The organism is Modestobacter sp. VKM Ac-2985 (assembly GCF_026967925.1).
Taxonomy (GTDB): Bacteria; Actinomycetota; Actinomycetes; order Mycobacteriales; family Geodermatophilaceae; genus Modestobacter.
Genome location: NZ_JAPVBI010000002.1, coordinates 1,093,095 through 1,114,330, shown reverse-complemented (window position 1 = coordinate 1,114,330; position 21,236 = coordinate 1,093,095). Strand labels below are relative to the sequence as shown.

General features: G+C 75.4%; 24 protein-coding genes. 8 read left to right on the top strand and 16 right to left on the bottom strand.

The genetic code is table 11. The annotated features are described in order from the left end of the window. Nucleotides 1-38: 38 nt before the first annotated feature. From O2V61_RS14655 to O2V61_RS14620, 8 genes are all read right to left on the bottom strand, one after another. Nucleotides 39-356, bottom strand: a complete 318-nt coding sequence (locus tag O2V61_RS14655; RefSeq protein ID WP_269184007.1) for an MGMT family protein — start codon at nucleotides 354-356, stop codon at nucleotides 39-41. Between the two features lie 10 nt (nucleotides 357-366). Next, a complete protein-coding gene (locus O2V61_RS14650) occupies nucleotides 367-972 on the bottom strand; it encodes a hypothetical protein (RefSeq protein WP_269184006.1) in 606 nt (201 codons plus the stop codon). Between the two features lie 473 nt (nucleotides 973-1,445). Beyond that, nucleotides 1,446-2,033 carry a TIGR03086 family metal-binding protein gene (locus O2V61_RS14645; RefSeq protein ID WP_269184005.1) on the bottom strand — a complete coding sequence of 196 codons (588 nt, stop codon included), beginning with the start codon at nucleotides 2,031-2,033 and terminating at the stop codon, nucleotides 1,446-1,448. Between the two features lie 123 nt (nucleotides 2,034-2,156). Continuing rightward, nucleotides 2,157-3,317 carry an adenylyltransferase/sulfurtransferase MoeZ gene (moeZ, locus tag O2V61_RS14640; RefSeq protein ID WP_269170721.1) on the bottom strand — a complete coding sequence of 387 codons (1,161 nt, stop codon included), beginning with the start codon at nucleotides 3,315-3,317 and terminating at the stop codon, nucleotides 2,157-2,159. Nucleotides 3,318-3,427: 110 nt separating this feature from the next. Beyond that, complete coding sequence (locus tag O2V61_RS14635; protein ID WP_269184004.1) at nucleotides 3,428-5,071, bottom strand: hypothetical protein; 1,644 nt, start codon at nucleotides 5,069-5,071, stop codon at nucleotides 3,428-3,430. Then, nucleotides 5,068-6,003, bottom strand: coding sequence for an ABC transporter ATP-binding protein (locus O2V61_RS14630; protein ID WP_269184003.1), 936 nt, complete (start codon nucleotides 6,001-6,003; stop codon nucleotides 5,068-5,070). Before O2V61_RS14630 ends, O2V61_RS14635 begins: the two co-directional genes overlap by 4 nt. Before the next feature lie 135 nt (nucleotides 6,004-6,138). Continuing rightward, the gene (locus O2V61_RS14625; protein ID WP_269184002.1) at nucleotides 6,139-7,053 is read right to left on the bottom strand and encodes a DUF3152 domain-containing protein; all 915 of its coding nucleotides are present in this window, start codon (nucleotides 7,051-7,053) and stop codon (nucleotides 6,139-6,141) included. A gap of 75 nt (nucleotides 7,054-7,128) precedes the next feature. Continuing rightward, nucleotides 7,129-8,169, bottom strand: coding sequence for an alpha/beta fold hydrolase (locus O2V61_RS14620; protein ID WP_269184001.1), 1,041 nt, complete (start codon nucleotides 8,167-8,169; stop codon nucleotides 7,129-7,131). 93 nt (nucleotides 8,170-8,262) lie between these two features. On the opposite strand from O2V61_RS14620, the gene O2V61_RS14615 reads away from it, so the two are divergent. Both O2V61_RS14615 and O2V61_RS14610 read left to right on the top strand, forming a co-directional pair. After that, nucleotides 8,263-8,931: a TetR/AcrR family transcriptional regulator gene (locus O2V61_RS14615; RefSeq protein ID WP_269184000.1), complete on the top strand. Its 669-nt coding sequence runs from the start codon at nucleotides 8,263-8,265 to the stop codon at nucleotides 8,929-8,931. A 77-nt stretch (nucleotides 8,932-9,008) separates the two neighbouring features. Then, complete coding sequence (locus tag O2V61_RS14610; RefSeq protein ID WP_036340369.1) at nucleotides 9,009-9,239, top strand: DUF3107 domain-containing protein; 231 nt, start codon at nucleotides 9,009-9,011, stop codon at nucleotides 9,237-9,239. 69 nt (nucleotides 9,240-9,308) lie between these two features. Here the strand turns inward: O2V61_RS14610 and O2V61_RS14605 are convergent, their stop codons facing one another. Continuing rightward, nucleotides 9,309-9,983: a ferritin-like fold-containing protein gene (locus tag O2V61_RS14605; protein WP_269183999.1), complete on the bottom strand. Its 675-nt coding sequence runs from the start codon at nucleotides 9,981-9,983 to the stop codon at nucleotides 9,309-9,311. Between the two features lie 576 nt (nucleotides 9,984-10,559). Here O2V61_RS14605 and O2V61_RS14600 point away from each other — a divergent pair. Genes O2V61_RS14600 through O2V61_RS14585 form a run of 4 tightly spaced genes read left to right on the top strand, consistent with a single transcriptional unit; the run spans nucleotide 10,560 to nucleotide 15,090 of the window. Continuing rightward, nucleotides 10,560-12,077 (top strand): DEAD/DEAH box helicase, encoded by a 1,518-nt coding sequence (locus tag O2V61_RS14600; RefSeq protein ID WP_269183998.1) that lies wholly within the window; start codon nucleotides 10,560-10,562, stop codon nucleotides 12,075-12,077. A gap of 14 nt (nucleotides 12,078-12,091) precedes the next feature. Further along, a complete protein-coding gene (locus O2V61_RS14595) occupies nucleotides 12,092-13,240 on the top strand; it encodes an outer membrane protein assembly factor BamB family protein (protein ID WP_269183997.1) in 1,149 nt (382 codons plus the stop codon). A gap of 45 nt (nucleotides 13,241-13,285) precedes the next feature. Continuing rightward, complete coding sequence (locus O2V61_RS14590) at nucleotides 13,286-14,221, top strand: alpha/beta fold hydrolase (RefSeq protein WP_269183996.1); 936 nt, start codon at nucleotides 13,286-13,288, stop codon at nucleotides 14,219-14,221. After that, nucleotides 14,218-15,090, top strand: a complete 873-nt coding sequence (locus O2V61_RS14585) for an oxygenase MpaB family protein (RefSeq protein ID WP_269183995.1) — start codon at nucleotides 14,218-14,220, stop codon at nucleotides 15,088-15,090. Before O2V61_RS14590 ends, O2V61_RS14585 begins: the two co-directional genes overlap by 4 nt. Here the strand turns inward: O2V61_RS14585 and O2V61_RS14580 are convergent. Continuing rightward, nucleotides 15,080-15,388 carry a hypothetical protein gene (locus O2V61_RS14580; protein ID WP_269183994.1) on the bottom strand — a complete coding sequence of 103 codons (309 nt, stop codon included), beginning with the start codon at nucleotides 15,386-15,388 and terminating at the stop codon, nucleotides 15,080-15,082. The two genes, O2V61_RS14585 and O2V61_RS14580, sit on opposite strands and share 11 nt — an antisense overlap. A 71-nt stretch (nucleotides 15,389-15,459) precedes the next feature. Then, a complete protein-coding gene (locus O2V61_RS14575) occupies nucleotides 15,460-16,338 on the bottom strand; it encodes a LysR family transcriptional regulator ArgP (RefSeq protein WP_269183993.1) in 879 nt (292 codons plus the stop codon). 77 nt (nucleotides 16,339-16,415) lie between these two features. On the opposite strand from O2V61_RS14575, the gene O2V61_RS14570 reads away from it, so the two are divergent. After that, nucleotides 16,416-17,042, top strand: a complete 627-nt coding sequence (locus O2V61_RS14570; protein WP_269183992.1) for a LysE/ArgO family amino acid transporter — start codon at nucleotides 16,416-16,418, stop codon at nucleotides 17,040-17,042. 271 nt (nucleotides 17,043-17,313) lie between these two features. Then, nucleotides 17,314-17,712, top strand: a complete 399-nt coding sequence (locus tag O2V61_RS14565) for a VOC family protein (protein WP_269183991.1) — start codon at nucleotides 17,314-17,316, stop codon at nucleotides 17,710-17,712. A gap of 1 nt (nucleotide 17,713) precedes the next feature. Here the strand turns inward: O2V61_RS14565 and O2V61_RS14560 are convergent, their stop codons facing one another. From O2V61_RS14560 to O2V61_RS14540, 5 genes are all read right to left on the bottom strand, one after another. Then, on the bottom strand, nucleotides 17,714-18,571 hold the full coding sequence (locus tag O2V61_RS14560; protein ID WP_269183990.1) for a RecB family exonuclease: 858 nt from the start codon (nucleotides 18,569-18,571) through the stop codon (nucleotides 17,714-17,716). A 51-nt stretch (nucleotides 18,572-18,622) separates the two neighbouring features. Next, nucleotides 18,623-19,480 carry a PHP domain-containing protein gene (locus O2V61_RS14555; protein ID WP_269183989.1) on the bottom strand — a complete coding sequence of 286 codons (858 nt, stop codon included), beginning with the start codon at nucleotides 19,478-19,480 and terminating at the stop codon, nucleotides 18,623-18,625. Nucleotides 19,481-19,536: 56 nt separating this feature from the next. Beyond that, nucleotides 19,537-20,208: a PH domain-containing protein gene (locus O2V61_RS14550; RefSeq protein ID WP_269183988.1), complete on the bottom strand. Its 672-nt coding sequence runs from the start codon at nucleotides 20,206-20,208 to the stop codon at nucleotides 19,537-19,539. 8 nt (nucleotides 20,209-20,216) lie between these two features. Further along, nucleotides 20,217-20,372 (bottom strand): hypothetical protein, encoded by a 156-nt coding sequence (locus O2V61_RS14545; RefSeq protein ID WP_269164583.1) that lies wholly within the window; start codon nucleotides 20,370-20,372, stop codon nucleotides 20,217-20,219. 190 nt (nucleotides 20,373-20,562) lie between these two features. After that, nucleotides 20,563-21,189: a DUF6758 family protein gene (locus O2V61_RS14540; protein WP_269183987.1), complete on the bottom strand. Its 627-nt coding sequence runs from the start codon at nucleotides 21,187-21,189 to the stop codon at nucleotides 20,563-20,565. Nucleotides 21,190-21,236 lie beyond the last annotated feature (47 nt).

Here is a 21,236-nt window from a genome sequence, read left to right as displayed (position 1 = left end):
CACGTCCCGATGAGACCACGGGGGGACGACAGTCCGGCTCAGGCGTCGTCCGGCCAGCCCACGGCGGCGAGGTCGACCCGGGCACCGCGCAGCGGCACGCCCTCCCCGGCCAGCAGCTCCAGCTGCCGCACCCGGACCGGTTCGGCCGCCGTCCCGTCGGCGCGCACGACACGGTGCCAGGGCACCGCCGCCCCACCCCCGGACAGCGCCCGGGCGACCCGGCGCGGCCCCACCCCGACCAGCCGCCCGATCGCGCCGTAGGTGCTCACCCGCCCCCGCGGGATGGACTCGACCACGTCGTAGACGGCCTCGTCGACGTCCGCCGCCGAAGGCGACTCGGGGCCGGTGTCAGGCACGGTGCCGACCTCAGCCGGTGAAGTAGCTGTTGACCGTCCACCACTCGTACAGCGCGGCGACGTCGTCCTGCGTCGTCCCGGGTGCGTGGACCGCGCCCTCGATCAGGTGCTCGTCGTCGGTCCACACGATCACCACGTCGCCGTCGGGCAGCAGGGCGCAGGCCACCAGACCACCGGTGACGCCGCTGGGGTGGGCCCACTCGCCGTGGCCGGTGGTGGTCGAGCAGTCGTCGCCCTCGGGCAGCTCACCGAGCCGCAGTTCCGCGGCGTCGTCGGCGAACACCGAGGTCAGGGTGGTCTCGTCCGGGTACTCGTAGTAGACGGCACCGGCCGGGCCGGGCTGGGTGAGCGCCGGCCCGCAGACGGCGGCCGCGAGGTCCCCGTCGCCCTCGAGCTGTCCCTCCTGGCAGTCGGTGAAGTCGCTGGGCAGCTGCGCCAGCAGGCCCACCGGGGCAGGGGCCGGCGCGGACGACGAGGACGACGGCGCGGTCGACGAGCTGCCGGCACCGGCCGTCGGCACGGGGTCGTCCTCGTCGTCCCCGGTCAGGGTCAGGGTCAGCACCACCGCGACGATGACGAGCAGCACGATCGCGGCGATGATGGCGACGACCGTCACCCGCTTCCTGCGCTCGTCGTCACCGCCACCGGAGGCGGTCGACCCGCCCCGGTCGGGGGGACCCGGGTACGGCGGCTGACCGGGCGCGCCGTACCCGCCCGGTGGCTGACCGGTACCGGGCGGCCCCCAGGGCGCGGGCTGACCTGGTCCGGGCTGCCCCCAGGGCGCGGGCTGACCGGGCGGCTGCCCCCATCCGCCGGGTTGGCCGGGTGGCTGACCCCAGGCACCCCCGGGCTGCCCCGGTGCTGGTTGACCCCAGTTACCGGGCCGGCCCGGCGGCTGGCCCCAGCCACCGCCCTGGGGCGGCTGTCGACCCGACGGCGACGGCCCGTCCGCGCCGGGCGGGGGCGGACCCTGGGGTGGCTGGCTCATCGTGCGACCTCCGGCTCGGCTGTGTCGGGACGGCAGCCTAGGCCGCGCGGGTCACCGCAGGTCCGGATGCCGACGGCGCGTTGCCGCTGGCCCGGGGCCGGTCAGGCCCGGCGACCGAACCGGGCCAGCATCCGGGTCTGCAGGTCCGCACCCGGTGGCACCTCGACCGGGGCGTCGAACACCCCGGGCACGCCGTCCTCGCCCAGGTGCTCCTCCGCGTGGCGGAACGCCTCGGCCACGAGCTCGGGATCCAGGGCGGTGTCCCCGCCGACCGCCCGGGCGAGGTCCCAGGCGTGCACCGTCAGGTCGACGGTCATCTCCGTCAGGTGGTCACTGGCCGGTGCCGGTCCGGCGGGCAGCCGCACGGTCCGGGACAGCGCGTCATCGGCGGCCCAGGACGTCAGCGCGGCGTCGGCCGCGGCCTCCCACGCCGACAGCGGGTCGCCGCCCAGCAGTTCGGCCGGGTCGGTCGGGACCTGCGGGCCGATGGCGTCCGGGGACTCCCCGGCCAGCAGCAGCGGGACCCACAGCTGCTCGCCGGTCAGGTGTGCCACCAGGTCCGCGACGCTCCACTCCGGCAGCGCGGGGGCATCCCACTCGCCGGGCTCCACGGCGTCCACCCGGTCGGTGAACTGCGCCTGAGCACGCTGGAACAGCATCAACAGGTCGGCACGACGGGGATCGGGCATGGGCCCAGTAGAACGCAGCCGGGCCCCGGCACGCGCAGTGGCGTACCGGGGCCCGGCCCGGTCCGGCCCCCTCGCAGGATCCCGGCCCGAGCGGAGCGAGGGTCGGGGGGCGAGGGGGTCCTTCTAGTACGTGGGGAGTGCCTTGTCGATGCGGGTCGCCCACGCGGTCACGCCGCCCTGGACGTGCACGGCGTCCTTGAAGCCGGCGTTCTTGACCGCGGCGAGCGCCTCGGCCGAGCGGACGCCGGTCTTGCAGTGCAGCACGATCGGCTTGTCGTTCGGCAGCTGCGCCAGCGCCCGGCCGGAGAGGATCTCGTCCTTCGGGATCAGCGTGGCGCCCGGGATGGAGACGATCTCGTACTCGTTGGGCTCCCGGACGTCGATCAGCGCGAAGTCCTTGCCGGCGTCCATCATGTCCTTGAGCTCGTCGACGGTGATCGTCGAGCCCGCGGCGGCCTCCTGGGCCTCCTCGGAGACGACGCCGCAGAACGCCTCGTAGTCGATGAGGCCGGTGATCGGCTCGCCCTCCGGGTCCTTGCGGACCTTGATCTCGCGGAAGGTCATCTCCAGGGCGTCGTAGACCATCAGCCGGCCCAGCAGCGTCTCGCCGATGCCGGTGATGAGCTTGACCGCCTCGGTGGCCTGGATGGCGCCGACGGTCGCGCAGAGCACGCCCAGGACACCGCCCTCGGCGCAGGAGGGGACCATCCCGGGCGGCGGCGGCACCGGGTAGAGGTCGCGGTAGTTCGGCCCGTGCTCGTTCCAGAAGACCGAGACCTGGCCGTCGAAGCGGTAGATCGAGCCCCAGACGTAGGGCTTGCCGAGCAGCACGCAGGCGTCGTTCACCAGGTAGCGGGTGGCGAAGTTGTCGGTGCCGTCGACGATCAGGTCGTACTGGCTGAAGATCTCCTCGACGTTCTCGGAGTCCAGCCGGGTCTCGTGCAGCCGCACGTCGATCAAGGGGTTGATCTCCTTGATCGAGTCACGGGCGCTCTCGGCCTTGGACCGGCCGACGTCGGACTGCCCGTGGATGATCTGGCGCTGCAGGTTCGACTCGTCGACGGTGTCGAACTCGACGATGCCGAGCGTGCCGACGCCGGCGGCGGCCAGGTACATGAGCACGGGCGAACCGAGGCCACCGGCGCCGACGGCCAGCACCTTGGCGTTCTTGAGCCGCTTCTGCCCGTCCATCCCGACGTCGGGGATGATCAGGTGGCGGCTGTAGCGGCGGACCTCGTCGATCGACAGGTCAGCGGCGGGCTCCACCAGGGGTGGCAACTGCACGGAGCGCTCCTCACACGACTGTGGTGACAGGGCTGACCGGCTCCAGGGGCCGGTGTCCTGATCTGCGCAACAGCGTGGCACGCGGTCCTCTTCCCCCGTCCGGCCCGGGGTCATCCGCGCAGGTCCCGCCGTCGGTACCCGGCCAGGCCCCCGGCAGTGAGCGCTGCGGCGACCACCAGCAGGCCGACCAGGCCGGGCACGTCCACCGGTTCGGCGGGCACCGCCGCCACGTGGGCGAAGGGCGACAGCCCGCGGACCCAGCCCGGCCAGGCCAGGGTGTCGGCGAGGACCAGCAGCAGGTAGCCGCCGGCGGCCGGCAACACCCCCAGCGGCAGGACGGCGGCCGGCGCCCACGCCAGCGCCGCGACCGCCGCGCCCAGGCACACCGCCGCGATCGGCAGCACGTTCAGCACCCCCGCCAGCGCCGCGCCGGCGGACAGGTCCGCGCCCACCCAGGTGGCGCCCAGCCAGGTCGCCAGCCCGGCCGCACCGGCGAGCAGGACGGCGCCGGTGGCCACGCCGGTCAGCTCGGTGGCCAGCCAGCGGACCCGGCGCACCGGCAGCGAGTAGAGCAGCGTGAGGCGGCCGGCCACCTCGTCGGCCGCCGTGGCGGCGACCCGGCTGGCGACGAACGCACCGACCGGCACGGCCAGCACGGTGAACAGCGACGCCACGTAGCCGCGCACGGTGCCGAGCTCGGCGAAGCCGGCCTGGGCGGCCAGCTCGGCGAAGCGTGGGTTCTCGGTCAGGAAGTCGGTCATCGTCGTGGCCAGCAGCCCGATGAGCAGGAAGTAGGCGACCACGGCGGCCCCCCAGCCCACGACCGGGCGGCCGGTGTGGCGAGCCGCCAGCGCGGGCAGCGACCGCAGCTCCCCGGTGCCGGGCGCGACGGCGCCGGGGCGGCGCCACGGCCCGCTGCCGACGTCCCGGCGGGTGGCGACCGTCGCCGCCGCCGCGACCAGCACGGCGACGGTCCCGGCCAGCACGACCAGCGGCAGCACCCGGTCGGCGGCGAACGGGGCGCTCCGGCCCAGCAGTCCGAACGGGCTGAGCCAGTGCAGCCACCCGAGCGCGGGCACCCCGTCGGCGACCATCCGGGTCAGCAGGCCGGCCAGCAGCACCCCGACCGCGAGGCCGGCGGCGGCCCGGCGCTCGGCCAGCAGCTGCGCGGCGAGCGCCCCCAGCGCCGCGCCCACCATGCCGGTGCCACCGATGAGCGCACCGAACAGCACCGCACCGGTCGTCGCGGTGCCGGCCAGCAGCAGGCCGGCGGCCGTGCCGGCGCCGACGAGCGCAGCCGCGCCGAGGAGCACGGCCAGGTGCCGCAGCAGCACGGCCGGCAGCCGCAGCCGGCCGGCCAGCAGGAGGTCCCAGCGGCCGGCCTCCTCCTCGCCCCGGGTGACCCGGGTCGCGGCGAGCGCCGCCCAGACGCCGACGAGCACCGCGATCGCCGTCCCGGTGCGCCACACGGTGAAACCGCCCGGGTCGTCGAGGGCGACCGGCGGGCCGAACAGGGTGCGGATGGCCGGGTTCTCCGCCAGCGCCGCCAGCGACGCCCCGGCCAGCTCCTGGTCCAGCTGCCGGTGCTGGACCGCGACCAGCGCCGGCATGCCCGCGGCGACCCCGGTGACCAGGACGGCGCCCCGACGGACCGACCGCACCGCGAGGGCAGTGACCACCCGGCCGGCCGCACCCGGCTCCGGCGCCCTCCCCGCGGCGGACGTGGTGGGGGCGGGCGCGGTCCCGGCGGTCATGCCCGCAGCTCCTCGCGCGAGGACAGGTGGTCGCCGTAGAAGTCGAGGAAGAGCTCCTCCAGCGAGGGCTCGCGCACGTCGAGGGCGACGACGTCCAGACCGGCCAGTGCACGCAGCACCGGGGCGGGTGGCCCGGCCAGCGTCATCGTCAGCTCGACCGGCGAGCGCCACTGCAGGTCGGCGACGCCGTCGACGCCGGCCAACCCGACTCCCGCGGCGACCGGGTGGGCCAGGGTGACGCTGATCTCCGAGCGGCGCAGCCGCCGCAGCTCCCGCAGCCCGGCGACCTCCACCAGCCGGCCCTGGCGCAGGATGCCGACGCGCGCGCAGACCGCCTCGACCTCGGCCAGCTGGTGCGAGCTCAGGAACACCGTCTGACCACGCTCCGCGGCCTCGGTCACGCAGCGGCGGAACTCCCGCTCCATCAGCGGGTCCAGCCCACTGGTCGGCTCGTCCAGGACCAGCAGCGGCGCGCGGGTGGCGAACGCGGCGACCAGGGCGACCTTCTGCCGGTTGCCGGTCGAGTAGGTGCGCGACCGCCGGTCCGGGTCCAGGGCGAACCGCTCGACGAGCTCGGCCCGGTAGTCCAGGTCGGTGCCCGGGCCGACGCCGGCGAGCAGGTCCAGGCACTCCCGTCCGGTCAGCGCCGGCCACAGCGCAACGTCGGCGGGGACGTACGCGAGGTGGCGGTGTGCCCGGCCGACGTCGTGCGCGGGGACGCCGAACACCTCGACGTGACCACCGGAGGGGCGCAGCAGCCCCAGGACCATCCGGATCGTCGTCGACTTGCCGGCTCCGTTCGGGCCCAGGAAGCCGAACACCTCCCCCGGGGAGACCGACAGGGAGAGGTCGTCGACGGCGACCGTCCGGGCGAACCGCTTGCTCAGGTGCTCGGCGCGCAGCGCGGGCACGGCAGGAGCAGGGACGGGCATCGGAGCCCTCCGATCGCAGTCGGGAACACGACTGCCGACCAGGCTTCCCGGCGCACCAGCAGGGACCCTAGACCCGCTGCGCGTCCGTCGGGAGCCCTTCGAGAACGGCACCTGGCCGGGGTGTGGTCCGGACGTTCAGGAAGGGAACGGCCAGGCGTTCTTCACGCAGGTCTGCAGGCCGAGCGTCTGCTGCTGCATCACCGGGGCCAGCTGCCCGGCGCCGGGGCAGGGCTGGTGACCCTGACCGAGGGCGTGCCCGACCTCGTGGTTGACCACGTACTGGCGGTAGGTGGCGATGTCCCCGCCGTAGTCGGGGACGGCGGTCTCCCAGCGGGCCAGGTTGATGACCGCCCGCTCGCCGTAGCGGCAGGAGGTGTAGCCGCCGGTGCCGACGCCGGGGCAGTAGACCTCCATGCTGCCGGGGCTGACCAGGCTGACCCGGAACTCGTAGGCGCCGGCAGCGGCCTCGGCGGCACCCACCCGCTGGAAGGACAGCCGGCCACCGTTCCCCCACCCTCGGGGATCGCTGAGGGTGGCCTCGACGGCGGCGGCGAAGGCGGCGCCGTCGACGCCGATGCCGTCCTCGATCTCCACGACGAAGCGCTCCAGCGGTCCGGTGCCGTACACCCCGGACGTGCCGTCGACCACGCTCACGCTCCCGGCGCCCTGCTCGACGTAGGTCGGTGCGGCGGGAACGGGCTCCGCCGAGGCCGGCGTCGGTGTGCTGGACGCCGCGGACGGCATCCCCTCCCCCTCGGCCTCGGTGACCTGCGGGGCGATCGGGGTGGTCGGCGCGGAGACGTCGACCGCGGCCGTCGACGTCGGGGCGGCGCCCCCGCCGCCCGGCCGGACGACGTCGACCAGGGTCACCAGGGTGGCGATGGCCAACAACGGCACGGCGTAGGCCCGCCAGCCGTACCGGCGGACGAACCGGCGGAACCGGCCGCGCGGCGGCACGACGGGGCGCACGGAGCGGGCCGGGTCGCGGCGGGCGACCAGCGGTTCGGCTCCCGGCCGTCGTCCGGACGGGCGGCGTCCCGAGCTCGTCACGGCGGCCAGGATCTCACGACGCAGCGGCACCCCGGGAGACGCAGACCCGGTGCGGCGTCGTCCGGCGGAGGTCGGTCACACCTGTCCGGTGGGGAGGTCGGCACCGTCGGCGCGGTCCCGCTCGCTCTCCCGTGCGGCGTCCTCGGCCAGGCCGAGCACCGCCCGGGCCGTGGGCTCCGGGGCCTCCAGCATCGCCAGGTGCCCGATGCCCGCCTGCACCTGCAACCGGGCGTCGGGGAGCACCTCGGCCAGTCTCGGCGCGAGCTCGGGGTCGACCAGCTTGTCCCGGTCGCCCCAGACCACCAGGGACGGCGCCCGCACCGAGCGGGCCATCCGCCAGGCGTTGGCCCGCCCCACCCGCAGGTAGGAGCTCATCAGGCCGCGCAGGCTGCGGGTGAGCGCCTGGCCCGCCCAGGGCTGCGCGTCCCGGCGCCGGGTCTCCTCCACCGCCTCGGCGACCCGCTCCGGCGGCACCCGGCTCGGGTCGCCGAAGCACATCTGCAGCAGCCCGCGCACACGCTGCTCGGGGCTGGCGCCGGCGAGCCGCCGTTCGGCCAGCGCCGGGACGCCGGGCAGCAGCACCAGCGCGATCGCCCGGTCGAACGCCGCCGGGACCCGGTAGACCGGCATGGCGGCGGAGATCAGGGTGAGGGTCGCGACCAGGTCCGGACGGCGGGCGGCGACCCACACGCTGACCAGGCCGCCGAGGGAGTTGCCCACCAGGTGCACGGGGCGGCCCTGCCCGGGGCCGGGCCGGGCGACGATCCACTCCAGGACGTCGACGACCGCCTGGACGTGCCGGTGGATGGAGTAACGGGGCGGCGGCGCCGACTGGCCGAACCCGGGCAGGTCGAGGGCCCAGCCGTCGAACCGGACGGCGAGCAACGCCGCCAGGTCGGTCCAGTTGGTCGAGGCGCCGCCCAGCCCGTGGACGTAGAGCGCCCGCTCGTGCGGCGCCTCTCCCTCGACCGGGTCGCCGCCCGGCAGCGGGCCGCACCAGGGCGTGTGCCGGACGAAGACCTCGCCGCCGGTGATCGGCACCATCGCACCGGGCCAGGGCGGGAGGAGGGCACCGGGCCGCGGCAGCGGCACCGAGGACAGCCGGGCGTCGGTCACCTACCCGACGGTAGATCACCGCGCCGAGGCGCCGCGGCGAACGGACCGGGGCCGGGCGTCGTCCGTGCGGCGCGCCGGTAACATCGCCGGGCCATGCGACCCAGCCGACCCGTACCCGTGCCGCCGGCCGCCCGCCGCACCGCCCGGCTGCCGCGCGGTGCCCGGCGCCTGCAGCTGCTGCGGGCCGCGCAGGACGTCTTCGTCGCCCAGGGGTTCCACGCCGCGGCGATGGACGACATCGCCGACCGGGCCGGGGTCAGCAAGCCGGTGCTCTACCAGCACTTCCCCGGCAAGCGGGAGCTCTACCTGGCGCTGCTGGAACAGCAGGTCGACGAGCTCACCGACCGGGTGCGCGAGGCGATGGCCGGCACCGAGGACAACCGCGAGCGGGTCGACGGTGCGGTCGGCGCCTACTTCGACTTCGTGGACGCCGACGGCGAGGCGTTCCGGCTGGTGTTCGAGTCCGACCTGCGCAACGACCCCGACGTCCGGCGGATCGCCGACCGCGGCGCCCGGCAGTGCATCGAGGCCATCGCCGAGGTCATCGCGATGGAGACCGGCGCGGACCCCGAGCGGGCGCTGCTGCTGTCCGCGGGGATGACCGGGCTGGCCGAGACCAGCGCCCGGTGGTGGCTGGCCCGCAAGGGCACCGTGTCCCGGGACGAGGCCGTGGCGCTCGCGTCGTCCCTGGGCTGGCGCGGCATGTCGGGCTTCCCGCTGCGTGAGGACGCCGACGGACCGTCCACGTTCGCTGACGGCTGACCGGCTGGACCGGATGCCTGCCGCCGGGCTGGACTAGCGTGGGTGGTCAGTAGCCGGACCTGAGGAGGCATCCCCGCGTGGAAGTAAAGATCGGTGTCCAACACTCCCCCCGCGAGCTGGTCATCGACAGCCCCAAGAGCCCGGACGAGATCGCGGCCGAGGTGTCCAAGGCCATGACCGGGTCCAAGGACGGCCTGCTCACGCTGGTGGACGAACGCGGTCGGCGCATCGTCGTCCCGACCGACCGGATCGCCTACGTCGAGATCGCCGAGGCCGACCAGCGCCGGGTGGGCTTCATCAGCAGCTGATCGACCGCACGAACGCCGACAGGGCGTCGCCGTACCGCGGCGGCGCCCTGTCGCACGTCCGGGCCCTGCTCAGGGGTTGAGACCGAGGGCCTGCATCCGGACGGAGTGGGCGGTGGTGAGGCGCTGGAGCAGCCGGCCCACCCCGGTCAGGTCCCCGGTGCCGGCGATGAGCAGGTCGGCCAGCTGCTCGTGCTCGGCGATGACCGCCTGGGACTGGGTCAGCGCCTCCCCGACCAACCGTCGCGCCCACAGCGCCAGCCGGCCGGTGAGGGTGGGGTCGGCGGCGAGGGCGGCCCGGACCTCCCGGAGGGCGAAGTCGGCGTGCCCCGTGTCGGCGAGGACCTCCTCGACCAGCGCCCGGTCCGGCTGCGGCAGGAAGGCCGCGACCTCGCGGTAGAAGTCGGTGGCCAGCCCGTCACCGACGTAGGCCTTGACCAGCCCCTCCAGCCAGGTGCTCGCCCGGGTGCCGTCGTGGAAGGCGTCCAGTGCGGCGACGAACGGGGTCATCGCCCGGGCCACGTCCACGCCGAGCTCGCGCAGCCGCTGGGTCAGCCGGTCGTGGTGCCCGATCTCGGCCGCGGCCATCCGGGCCAGGGCGGCACGGCCCTCGAGCGTCGGCGCCAGCCGGGCGTCCTCGGCGAGCCGGTCGAACGCGGTCAGCTCAGCGTAGGCCAGCACGCCCAGCAGGTCGATGACCGCCGGCTCAGCGGCCGGCCGGCCGGGGCTCTCCTCGACTCTGGTCACGGTTCTCCCTCTTCATGCCCCAGTGGCGCCGGCGCTCCGATGCCGTGGTGGCGCCGGCGCGCTGCCGGCGGCCGGGGCGACGCCTCCCGACCCGTGTCGCACGGCCGCCCAGCGAGGCTAACGGGCTGGTCACGCTACGATGGCGTCGGCGGGCCGCCAGGCTCGCCGTTCGTGCGCGACCTCCGTGTGCGCTGATGACGCCGGATCACCTCCTCGAGGCCGGCCCTCCGAGGGCCGTCTCCCGGGCAGTCTGCACTCGACGCCCGGTCTGCTGGCCGCGTCGGCGCTTGGATCGAACATCCCGGAACCGACCCCCGGGACCGGCGAGCGAGTCGGGCAACGCTGGAGCTCGAGACCGAGCTCGGGCACCGACGACGCACCGCGGTCCCCCACCAGACCGAGGCGAGAGAACTGACCTCCACCGAGAACACACCCACTGCCAGCACCACCCCCGCCGCTCCGGAGCTGGAGCACGCCGAGACCGGTGCGCCCGCTCCCGAGGAGCTCGAGCAGCAGGTCGAGGAGCTGGGCGGCGCACCCGTCGCCCCCGACAGCCCGCTGTTCAGCGACTTCGACGTGCACCCCGAGATCGTGGCCGCACTGGCCGAGGTCGGGATCACCCGCACCTTCGCCATCCAGGAGCTGACGCTCCCGCTCGCCCTGGCCGGCAACGACCTCATCGGGCAGGCCCGCACCGGCACCGGCAAGACGCTGGGCTTCGGCGTCCCGCTGCTGCAGCGCGTCGTCCCGCCGGCCGAGGGCGGCGACGGCGTGCCGCAGGCCCTCGTCGTCGTCCCCACCCGCGAGCTGTGCGTCCAGGTCTCCCGGGACCTGTCCGCCGCCGGCGCCAAGCGCGGCATCCGGGTGCAGGCCATCTACGGCGGCCGCGCCTTCGAACCGCAGGTCGCCGCGCTGCAGGCCGGCGTCGAGGTCGTCGTCGGCACCCCCGGCCGGCTGCTCGACCTGGCGCAGCGGGGAGACCTGATCCTGGGCAAGGTCCGCGGCCTGGTCCTCGACGAGGCCGACGAGATGCTCGACCTGGGCTTCCTGCCCGACATCGAGCGCATCCTGGCGATGGTCCCGGACAAGCGGCAGACGATGCTCTTCTCCGCGACGATGCCCGGTCCGATCGTCACGCTCTCGCGGTCGTTCATGACCCAGCCCACGCACATCCGGGCGCACGGCAACGACGAGGGCTCGACGGTCCCGCAGACCACGCAGTTCATCTACCGGGCGCACAACCTGGACAAGCCCGAGCTGCTGTCCCGGGTGCTGCAGTCCCGGGACCGTGGCCTGGTGATGGTGTTCTGCCGCACCAAGCGGACCGCGCAGAAGGTCGCCGACGAGCTGGTCGACCGCGGGTTCGCCGCGGCCGCCGTGCACGGTGACCTCGGCCAGGGCGCCCGCGAGCAGGCGCTGCGGGCCTTCCGGGCCGGCAAGGTCGACGTGCTGGTCGCCACCGACGTCGCCGCCCGCGGCATCGACGTCACCGGGGTCAGCCACGTCGTCAACTACCAGTGCCCCGAGGACGAGAAGACCTACGTGCACCGGATCGGCCGCACCGGCCGCGCCGGCAGCACCGGCGTCGCCGTCACCCTGGTCGACTGGGACGACATCCCCCGCTGGCAGCTGATCAACAAGGCCCTGGACCTGGACTTCGCCGACCCGCCGGAGACCTACTCCACCTCGCCGTGGGTCTACAGCGACCTCGACGTGCCGACGACGGCGACCGGGCGGCTCCCCCGGGCCCAGCGCACCCGCGAGGGCCTGGGCGCCGAGACCCTCGAGGACCTCGGGGAGACCGGCAAGCGCCAGCGCGCCGGCGGCACCTCCTCCGGCCCGGGCCGCAGCAGCTCCCCCGCCGAGGACGACCAGCCCACGGTCGGGCCGCCCAAGAGCCGTCCGCGGCAGCGCACCCGGGGCAGTGGCGCCGCCGCCGCCGGGGCCGCTGCGGCGATCGACGGTCCCGGTGCCGAGAGCGGGTCTCCCGCCATGGCCGCGTCCACGGACGGCGGTGAGGGCGGCCGGCCACGGCGTCGCCGCCGGCGCGGTGGCCGCGGCGGCAGTGGCGGCGGCGCCGAGCCCTCGGCCTGAGCCACCACCACCGCATGCCCCTGGCCCGTCGCCTGCCGCTGCGCGTGTGGGCATGGACGGCGGCCACCCTCGTGGTGGCCGCCGTCGCCGTCCTGCTGTGGCGCACGTCCGACGTGGCGGCGACCTCCCGGACGACGGCGCCGCCGGCCGCCGTCCCCGACGAGACGCCGGCCGCCGAGCTCGCGCAGGCCTGGTCGGCGGCCACCGGCCCGGCACCGCGGCACGCGGTCGAGAGCGGCCGGGTGCTGGTCACCGACGAGCACGGCGTGGCCATGCTGGACGCCGCGACCGGTGAGGAGGCCTGGCACTACCGGCGGGCCAACGCCACCCTCTGCGACGCGACGGCGGTCGACGGCATCGTGGTGGTGGCCTTCCGCACCACGGGGCGCTGCAACGAGCTGACCGGGCTGGACGCCTCGACCGGCGCCCGGGAGTGGTACCGCAACGTCCGGTTCCGCACCGACGTCGACCTGGCCAGCACCGACCAGATCCTGCTGGCCAGCAGCCCGACCGGGATCGTCACGATCGACCCGGCGGGTGACAACACCCGGTGGCGCTACGCGCCGCCGGAGGGCTGCCGGATCGTCGGGTCCGACGTCGGGAGCTCCGGGGTGGTCGTGCTGCAGCGGTGCAGCGGCCTGGCGGCGGTGCAGGTGCGGTTGCTGGACGGGTTCGCCGGCGACGTCATCTGGACCCGGGACCTGGAGGTCGGCGGTGACACCCCGCGACTGGCCGGGGTCGACCGGCTGGTCGACGTCGTGCTCGGCGACCGGGTGCACGTCCTGTCCCCGGTCGACGGCACGCCGCTGAGCGAGGTCCCGCTCCCCGCCCTCCCGGCCGGGAGCGAGGCCGCGACCGAACCGCTGCAGCAGGTGGGCGCCGACGACGTGGCCCTGCTCTGGGCACGTGGTCAGCTGCTGGCCCTGGACCAGGCGACCGGGCTGCCGCGCTGGCAGGTGCCCGCGCTCGGGCTGCCCGCGACCGGGGACGGCGGGGCCGTCACAGTGCCCGAGGAGGGCGCGTTCGTGCAGCGCAGCCTCGCCGACGGGACCGAGCTGGCGCGCTGGTCCACCGCCGACGCCGTCCCGGCCGGGGGACGCACGTCGCTGGTCGGTCCGGTCGTCGTCCACGTCACCCCTGAGCAGGTGTCCGCACACCGGTAGTCACCCGTGGCGGCGCGGGGCCGGACAGCGAGGCACACTCGGGTCATGGTCCTGCCTGGTGGCTCCGAGCACACCGCCCCCGACGACCTCCGCCAGCTGGCGGTGCACGACGCAGCCCGGGTGACCTTCCCCGGCTGGGGCGGCCCGATCGCCGCCCTGGACACCGGCGCCGGCGACGGCCCGACGGTGCTGCTGGTGGCCGGCTACACCGGCAGCAAGGAGGACTTCGCGCCGTTGCTCTCCCCGCTCGGGGAGGCCGGGGTGCGGACGGTGGCGATGGACCAGCGCGGGCAGTACGAGTCGCCCGGTCCGGACGACCCGGCGCAGTACTCGGTGGCCGACCTCGCCGCCGACGTGGTCGTCGTCGCCCGCCGACTGCAGGAGGAGACCGGCAGCCCGGTGCACCTGCTCGGGCACAGCTTCGGTGGCCTCGTCGCCCGGGCAGCGGTGCTCGCCGAGCCGGCGCTGTTCCACTCGCTCACCCTGCTGGGGAGCGGCCCGGCCGCACTGACCGGCCCCCGGACCGAGCTGCTGGAGCACCTGCCCCCGCTGCTGGCGGCCGGTGGCGTCCAGCTGGTCAGCGACACCCTGGACCAGCTGGCGATGACCGATCCGCAGGCCCAGGCGGTCCCGGCGCCGACCCGGGCGTTCCTCACCCGCCGGTTCCTGGCCAACACCGCTGCGGGGCTGCTCGGGATGGCCGACGCGATGCTCGCCGAGCCCGACCGGGTGGCCGAGCTGGCCGCGACCGGCGTGCCGGTGCTGGTCGCCCACGGCGTGAGCGACGACGCGTGGAGCCCGGCGGTCCAGGCGGAGATGGCCGCCCGGCTGCACGCCCGGCACGAGGTCATCCCCCAGGCGGTGCACTCCCCCGCCATCGAGAACCCGGCGCGGACGCTGCAGGTGCTGCTCTCCTTCTGGAGCGATCCACGCGGCTCGCTGGCCACCGCTGACGACGAGACCGCCGGAGCCGTGCGATGAAGCCGACCCCGTCGATCAAGGACTTCACCGAGCGGGAGGACCTGCTCGGCTTCTTCGGGCCGGACAGCGTCACCTGGCGAGTGCACAGCGACCCGGCGTTCTCCGTGGGCGGCATCCGGGCCCTCCTGCTGCAGGCACTGCACCCGGTGGCGATGGGCGGCGTCCACCAGTTCTCCACGGCCTTCGCCGAGGACCCCTGGGCACGGCTGACCCGAACGGCCGAGTACGTCGCGACGCTGACCTTCGGCACCCGGGCGGACGCGCTCCGCCAGGTACGCCGGGTCCGCGGGCTGCACCGCGGGAAGTCCGGCGTCGAGGAGACCACCGGCCGGCACTTCAACGTCGACGACGCCGACCTGCTGCTCTGGGTGCACAACTGCGAGGTCGACTCCCTGCTGTCCACCGCCCGCCGGGCCGGGGTGCCGCTGACCGACGCCGACGCCGACCGGTACGTCGAGGAGCAGGTGGTCGCCGCCGTCCTGGTGGGAGCCGAGGAGACCGACGTGCCGCGCACGGTCGCCGAGCTCGAGGCCTACTTCGACCGGATCCGGGCCCAGCTGGCCGTCACGCCCGCGGCGCGCACCGCCTCCCGCTTCATCCTGGTGCCGCCGATGCCGGGCTGGGTGCAGCTGCTGACCCCGGCCCGGCCCGCGTGGAGCACGCTCGCCTCCCTCGGCGCTGCGACGCTGCCCGGCTGGGCCCGCCGGCTCTACGGTCTGCCGGGGTTCGGGGTCACCGACACCGCGGCGACCGCCGGGCTCAAGGCCTTCCGGCAGACGACGCTGGCGGTGCCGGCGCGGGTGCGCGAGTCGCCGATCGTGCGGGCCGCCCGGGAGCGCGTGGCTGCGCTGGAGCCGCTCAGCGCCTGAGCGGGCGGCTCCGCGCCGGGTCGTGCCGGGCTGCCGCGGCCGCCAGCAGGAAGGCCACCGGCAGGAAGAACAGGCCGACCCCCAGGCCCAGCACCAGCGACCAGCCGAGCACGACCGCCGCGGCACCCCAGGTGACCGCCCGGGCGTACCGGCTGCCCGACGCGAGCACCGCGACCAGACAGACGAGGGTCGGCAGCCCCAGCAGCACGACGGTGAAGACGCCCGAGTCGCGCCAGACCTCCGCGCCCAGCCACCCGGCGATGACGACGGCGAGGCCGAGCGCGGACCAGCGCAGCACCGCCCGACCTCCTCGCTCGTCCGCCGTCAGGTGCCCGAGTCTGGTCATCCACCGGGACCGGGGCAAGCCGGTCACCTGGTGCCGGGCAGCAGCACCCGACGTGCGGCAGCGAGGACGGCGTCGGCCACCCGGTCCAGCGACGGCGACCGAAGCCGCCACTGCTGCCAGTGCAGGACGACGTCGACCGCCCCCGCCGGGTCGAGCACCACCAGGCCGCCCTCGGTGTCCTGCAGGTCGGGGACCATCCCCCAGCCCATGCCCAGCCGCACCGCGGTCAGGAAGTCGGCCGAGGAGGGCACGAAGTGCATCGGCGGCTGCGCGGGGTCGACCCCGCGGGCCCGCAGGTGGGCGTGCTGCAGGTCGTCGCTGCGGTCGAAGACGACGACCGGCGCCCGGGCCAGGGACTCGGCCGTCCCCCCGTCGGCGAACCAGCGACGGGCGAAGGCGGGCGCGGCCATCGGCCGGTACCGCATGCTGCCCAGCCGGGTCGCGCTGCAGCCGGGCACGGGGGCGGCGTCGCCGGTGACGGCGGCCATCACCGTCCCGGACCGCAGCAGCGCGCTGGTGTGCGCCTGGTCGGCGCGGTGCAGGTCGAGGACGAGCTCGCCGGCCAGCGGCGCCAGCGCGGGCAGGACCCAGGTGGCCAGCGAGTCGGCGTTGACCGCGATCGGCAGGCTGACCCGGCCGTGCCCGGCGCCGTCCAGCTCGCGGGTCGCGTCGGCGGTGAGCAGGTCGATCTGCCGGGCCAGCCGGAGCAGCGCCTGCCCGGACTCGGTGGGCTGCACCGGCCTGCTCCGCACCAACAGCACCCGGCCGGTCGTGGTCTCCAGGGCCTTGATCCGCTGGCTGATCGCCGAAGGCGTCACGTGCAGCGCACCCGCGGCCGCGTCCAGCGTGCCCGTGCGGACGGTCGCCTCCAGGGCGCGCAGCTGAGCCAGGTCGAGGTCCATGCCACCATCAGACACGCTTCAGGTACGTCAGGAAAGTGAGCTGGTCTGTCGGATGGGACCGACCTAGCGTGCTGGTCATGTCCTCCGCCCTCCTCGCCGCTGCCGCCGGACTGGGGCTCGGGCTGTCGCTGATCGTGGCGATCGGCGCGCAGAACGCCCTCGTGCTGCGGCAAGGGCTGCGCAGCGAACACGTCGCTGCGGTGGTCGCCGTCTGCCTGCTCTCCGACGTCGTGCTGATCACCGCCGGGGTCGGTGGCGCCGGCGCACTGGTCGCCCGGGCGCCGGGCGTGGTGACCGCCGTCTGCTTCGCGGGGGCGGCCTTCCTGCTGGTCTACGGCCTGCTGGCCGCCCGGCGGGCGTGGCGCCCGGCCGCCCTGCTCCCCGACTCCAGCGGCGCCCGAGCCGGGCTGGCGGCGACCGTCTCCACCGCCCTGGCGCTGACCTGGCTCAACCCGCACGTCTACCTGGACACCGTCGTGCTGCTCGGCTCGCTGGCCAGCACCTACGACGACCGTCGTTGGTGGTTCGGTGCCGGGGCGGCCGTGGGGAGCGCGGTCTGGTTCCTCGGGCTCGGCTACGGCGCCCGGCTGCTGCGGCCGGTCTTCGCCCGTCCGCGTTCCTGGCAGGTCCTCGACGCGGGGATCGCCGTGGTCATGGTCGCCCTCGCGGCGTCCCTCGCGGTCCGTGGCGCGACCGGCGGCTGAGCATCCTCCAGCCGGCCGTTGTGCGCCGGCCGGCTCCGGCGCTACGGTCGCCGGCATGACTGCCGGGTCGGCTTCGAGCCGTGAGCGAGTCGGGTACCCGGTCCGCACGTGACCCCGGGGCGGCCCCGCGGGCCGCCCCCTCCGCACCACCCGTGCCGTGTCCACACCGGCGTCGCCTCGCACCCCGACCTGCTCCCGGCCTCGAGCCGGTTCCTCCCGTGCACTCCTCCGGCCCCGCGTGCGGCCGGGCCCCCCACCTCTCGGAGCTTCCATGCCCACTGCTGCCCTGCACCACATGATCGTCCCGGTCACCGACCGCGACGCCGCCGTCGACTGGTTCGTCGAGCTGCTGGAACTGCGCGCGCCCTACACGGACGGCGTCTTCCGGTCCGTGCAGCTCGACGACACGATCGTGCTCAACTTCGCCGCCGCCCCGGCCGCGGAACCGCTGCACCTGGCCTTCCTGATCGGCGAGGAGCACTTCGACCGGGTCCGGGCCCGGTTCGACCGCGACGGGACGCCGTACACCGCCGACCCGCCCGGGCGCCGTCCTGGCGAGGTGGGCGAGGTCAACCTCGACGGCAGCGGACGGCGGCTGTACTTCCGCGGCCCGGACGGCCACCTGCTGGAGGTGCTGACGGCCCGTTACACCGACGTCCCGGCCGGCTGACTCACTCGGCCGGCGCCGTCACCGGCTCGGGGGGCAGGAAGCTCCACGTCTCCCGGGCCGGGGCGGCCGCCTGGCCGGTCGGGCAGCTGGACCGGAAGTCGCACCAGCTGCACTGCTGGCCCGGCACCGGCGGGAAGGCCTCGTCGGCGTCCGCGCCGGCGGCGAGCGCCTCGGTCGCGGTGCCGATGTCGGCGGCGATGTCCTCGGCCCGGCGGACGTGGTTGGCCAGCGACCGGTCGGTGTGCTCGAAGGCGGCGACGGTGCCCGACGGGAGGTGGTGGAGCTCGACCCGGTTGCACGGCCGGCGCAGCGTGCGCCGGACACCCAGCACGTAGAGCGCCAGCGCCGGTGACCCGCGGGCCTCGTCCTCGGTGCTGGGCACGCGGCCGGTCTTGTAGTCCACGACCACCAGCTCGTCGCCGCGGCGGTCGATCCGGTCGACCCGGCCGGAGAGGGCGAGCGCCTCGGTGGTGGCGCCGACGGTGCGCTCGGTGCCGGCCGGCTCGTCGGTGGGGTCGAGCTCGGCCACGTAGTCGGTGATCCAGGCCGCGGCCCTGGCCCGCCACCGGGCGGCCTGCTCGTCGTCCCGGAAACCGGCTCGCGACCAGCCGCTGTACAGCAGCTGCCGGGCCGCGGCCGGGGTGCGCTTCTCCACCGGCAGCTCCCACCAGGAGCGCAGCGCCGCGTGCACCGCCGAGCCGACCGTGTTGTGCGCCCACGGCGGGCCCTTCGGCGGGCTCGGCCGGGTGAGGTAGGCGAACCGGTACCGGCGCGGGCAGTCGGCGAAGGTGGCCAGCTTGCTGGGCGTGCAGGAGAACAGCCGCTTGGGCATGCCCGGCATCTCGAGCTGGTCGCTCACCGCGCTCCCCCCGTCGTCACGCCGTCACGGTAGCCGCGGCCACCGACAGGATCAGTCGGCGAGCGCGGCGCTGCCGGTGCCGGCGGCCAGCAGGGCCTCGAACTGCGCCGGGTCCGTGGTGCACGCACCGATCGGGGTGCGCTTGTTGGTGCCGTGGTAGTCACTGGACCCCGTCTGGATCAACCCCAGCCCGGTGGCCAACGCGCGCAGGTAGGCCCGCTGGTCGGGCGTGTGGTCGGGGTGCTCGACCTCCAGGCCGAGCAGCCCGGCGGCGACCATCTCGGCGATCGCGTCGTCCCCGACCACGCGGCCCCGCGAGGTCGCCAGACCGTGGGCGAACACCGGCACCCCACCGGCGGCGCGGACCAACCGGATGCCGTCGAGCACGTCGGTGTCGGCCTTGGCCGCGTAGTAGGGGCTGGCGTGGTGCAGCAGCGTGGCGAAGGCGTGGTCGACCGAGTCGACCACGCCCGCCTCGACCAGCGCCCGGGCCACGTGCGGTCGCCCGACCACCCCGCCCTCGCTCCGCGCGACGATCTCCGCCCAGACGATCGGGTAGCCGTCGGCGGCGAGCGCGGTGACGATCCGCTCCCCCCGGCTGAGCCGCTCCTCGCGCAGCCGTACCCGCTCGGCGGCGAAGGCCGGGTGCAGCGGGTCGAAGAGGTAGGCCAGCAGGTGGACGCTTATCGGCGACTCACCGGCCGCGAAGTACCGGCAGGACATCTCCATCCCCGGCATCAGCGTCAGCCCGGGCGGGCGCGCCTGCTCGGCCAGTGCCCAGCCGGCGGTGGTGTCGTGGTCGGTGAGGGCGACGACGTCGAGCCCGGCCGCGGCCGCGGTGGCGACCAGCGCGGCGGGGCTGTCGGTGCCGTCGGAGACCGAGGAGTGGGTGTGCAGGTCGATGCGCACGCCCCCAGCCTGCCGCACCGGCCCGGCGCGCGTCGCGGCGCGGTCGCGGGGACCGGTCAGGACGGTGGGCGGGTGCGCGGGATCGGGGCGGTGTCGTGCCGGCGCCCCGACTGCAGCGGCGGCGGCATGTGCTGTTCGCGGGCTGCCTCGGCCCCCCGGTCGTCGGCGTTCATCGACCCCTCGGCGTCCTCGTCGGAGCTCACCGGGTTGGTCGAGAAGTCGGTGCCGAACATCAGCTCCGACAGCCGCTTGTACAGCGCGTTCGCATGCGGCAGGTAGGTGATCTCGTCCAGGCCCTGCGCCTGGCCGGCGGACTCGAACCGGAAGGTGCCGTAGCCGAGGACCTGCCCCCAGAAGGTCTCCTTCCAGGTCAGGTCGGTGATCCGGCGCAGCGGCATGACGGCGACGGTCCGGATGATCACCCCGGAGGTCATCAGCACCCGCCGCCGGGTGATCAGGAAGTGCCGGACCCACCACTCCCCGACGTGCAGGCCGAGGTAGGCCAGCGACCCCAGCACGACGAACAGGCCGAGGACGGCGCCGAACCCGTTCTCCGGGTCCAGCTGCAGGACCCACAGCCCGACCGCGAACACCGGGACGCCGCGGCTCAGCGGCCGCGCCAGCACCGCCGGGTGACGGCGGGTGGCGATGACCGGCGGCTCGTCGGGGAGCAGGTACTTCTCGGCGTCCTTGCCCCAGCGGGGCCGGCGAGCACGGGGGCCGGACACGGCCGGGCTCAGACCAGTGATTCCACGAAGGCCGACAGCGAGCCGGCCGCGTCACTGAGGGCGCCGCCGGCGCTGCGCACGATGCCGGCTGCGTCCTCGGGCCGCTGGATCACGTAGAAGACCACGAACGCGATGGCCAGCCAGGTGAGCACCTTCTTCAGCAAGGTCGCACCGTTCCCTCTCTCAGGTGGCCAGGCGGACTCGACGGCGACCGGGCGAGCAGGCCGACGGCAGTACACCACGACGGCCGTCTGGACCGCGTCGCATGAGTAACAGCCGTCCCACCCGGAACACCACTCGCCACGCCGAGGTCGTGTCGAACGGATCCACTCCGGCCGGTTCGCCCCCGTCCGCTCAGCGGCCGGGCAGCAGCCGATCGGTCATCGGGCCGAGCGGGAGGTCGGGGTAGACCCGCTCCCGCAGGTCCAGCAGCGCGAGGTCCTCGGCCAGCAACCAGGCCGCCGACGCCGGCCAGGTGACCAGCCACAGCCAGACGCCGTGCGCCTCCCCGACGTAGGCGGCGCGGTCGTCGCCCACCGGCACGAGCCACAGCGGCACCCGCTGCCCGGCGGCCTCGACCGCGACGGTGGAGGGGCCGACACCGACGAGCTCCCCCGGGTCGACGCCGGGCAGCCCGGCGTAGCCGCAGCCGAGGCCCGTACCGGGCTCCTCGGCCACGAGCACCAGCTCGGCGGAGCCACCCAGCGGCGCCGGACCGGCGCAGGCGACGACGATCGCCCGGGCCCCGGGCTCACCACCCCAGGCCAGCCCGGTGACCGCCCAGCCGCCGGGCATCGGGTCGGGCACCCAGGCCGGCACGCGGGCATCGGCACACACCGCGCTGATCGCGTCGTGGGCGACCACGGCGGTGTGGTGCAGCGGGGTGACGGCTGCGTGCACGTGGCACCAGCCCTCGTCGGCCGAGCCGGGGCGGACCACCAGCACCTCGCCGCAGCGCGGGCACACCGGGGAGACACTCATCGCCGCTCACCGTCCTGTTCTGCCGTGGGTTCGTCAAGCATCGCCTC

Coding starts and splice junctions, on each gene's coding strand:
- O2V61_RS14540 (WP_269183987.1), bottom strand. CDS start 21,189: ATGAGTGTCTCCCCGGTGTGCCCGCGCTGCGGCGAGGTGCTGGTGGTC.
- O2V61_RS14630 (WP_269184003.1), bottom strand. CDS start 6,003: ATGCCCGTCCCTGCTCCTGCCGTGCCCGCGCTGCGCGCCGAGCACCTG.
- O2V61_RS14585 (WP_269183995.1), top strand. CDS start 14,218: ATGAAGCCGACCCCGTCGATCAAGGACTTCACCGAGCGGGAGGACCTG.
- O2V61_RS14615 (WP_269184000.1), top strand. CDS start 8,263: ATGCGACCCAGCCGACCCGTACCCGTGCCGCCGGCCGCCCGCCGCACC.
- O2V61_RS14645 (WP_269184005.1), bottom strand. CDS start 2,033: ATGCCCGATCCCCGTCGTGCCGACCTGTTGATGCTGTTCCAGCGTGCT.
- O2V61_RS14565 (WP_269183991.1), top strand. CDS start 17,314: ATGCCCACTGCTGCCCTGCACCACATGATCGTCCCGGTCACCGACCGC.
- O2V61_RS14570 (WP_269183992.1), top strand. CDS start 16,416: ATGTCCTCCGCCCTCCTCGCCGCTGCCGCCGGACTGGGGCTCGGGCTG.
- O2V61_RS14590 (WP_269183996.1), top strand. CDS start 13,286: ATGGTCCTGCCTGGTGGCTCCGAGCACACCGCCCCCGACGACCTCCGC.
- O2V61_RS14595 (WP_269183997.1), top strand. CDS start 12,092: ATGCCCCTGGCCCGTCGCCTGCCGCTGCGCGTGTGGGCATGGACGGCG.
- O2V61_RS14635 (WP_269184004.1), bottom strand. CDS start 5,071: ATGACCGCCGGGACCGCGCCCGCCCCCACCACGTCCGCCGCGGGGAGG.
- O2V61_RS14575 (WP_269183993.1), bottom strand. CDS start 16,338: ATGGACCTCGACCTGGCTCAGCTGCGCGCCCTGGAGGCGACCGTCCGC.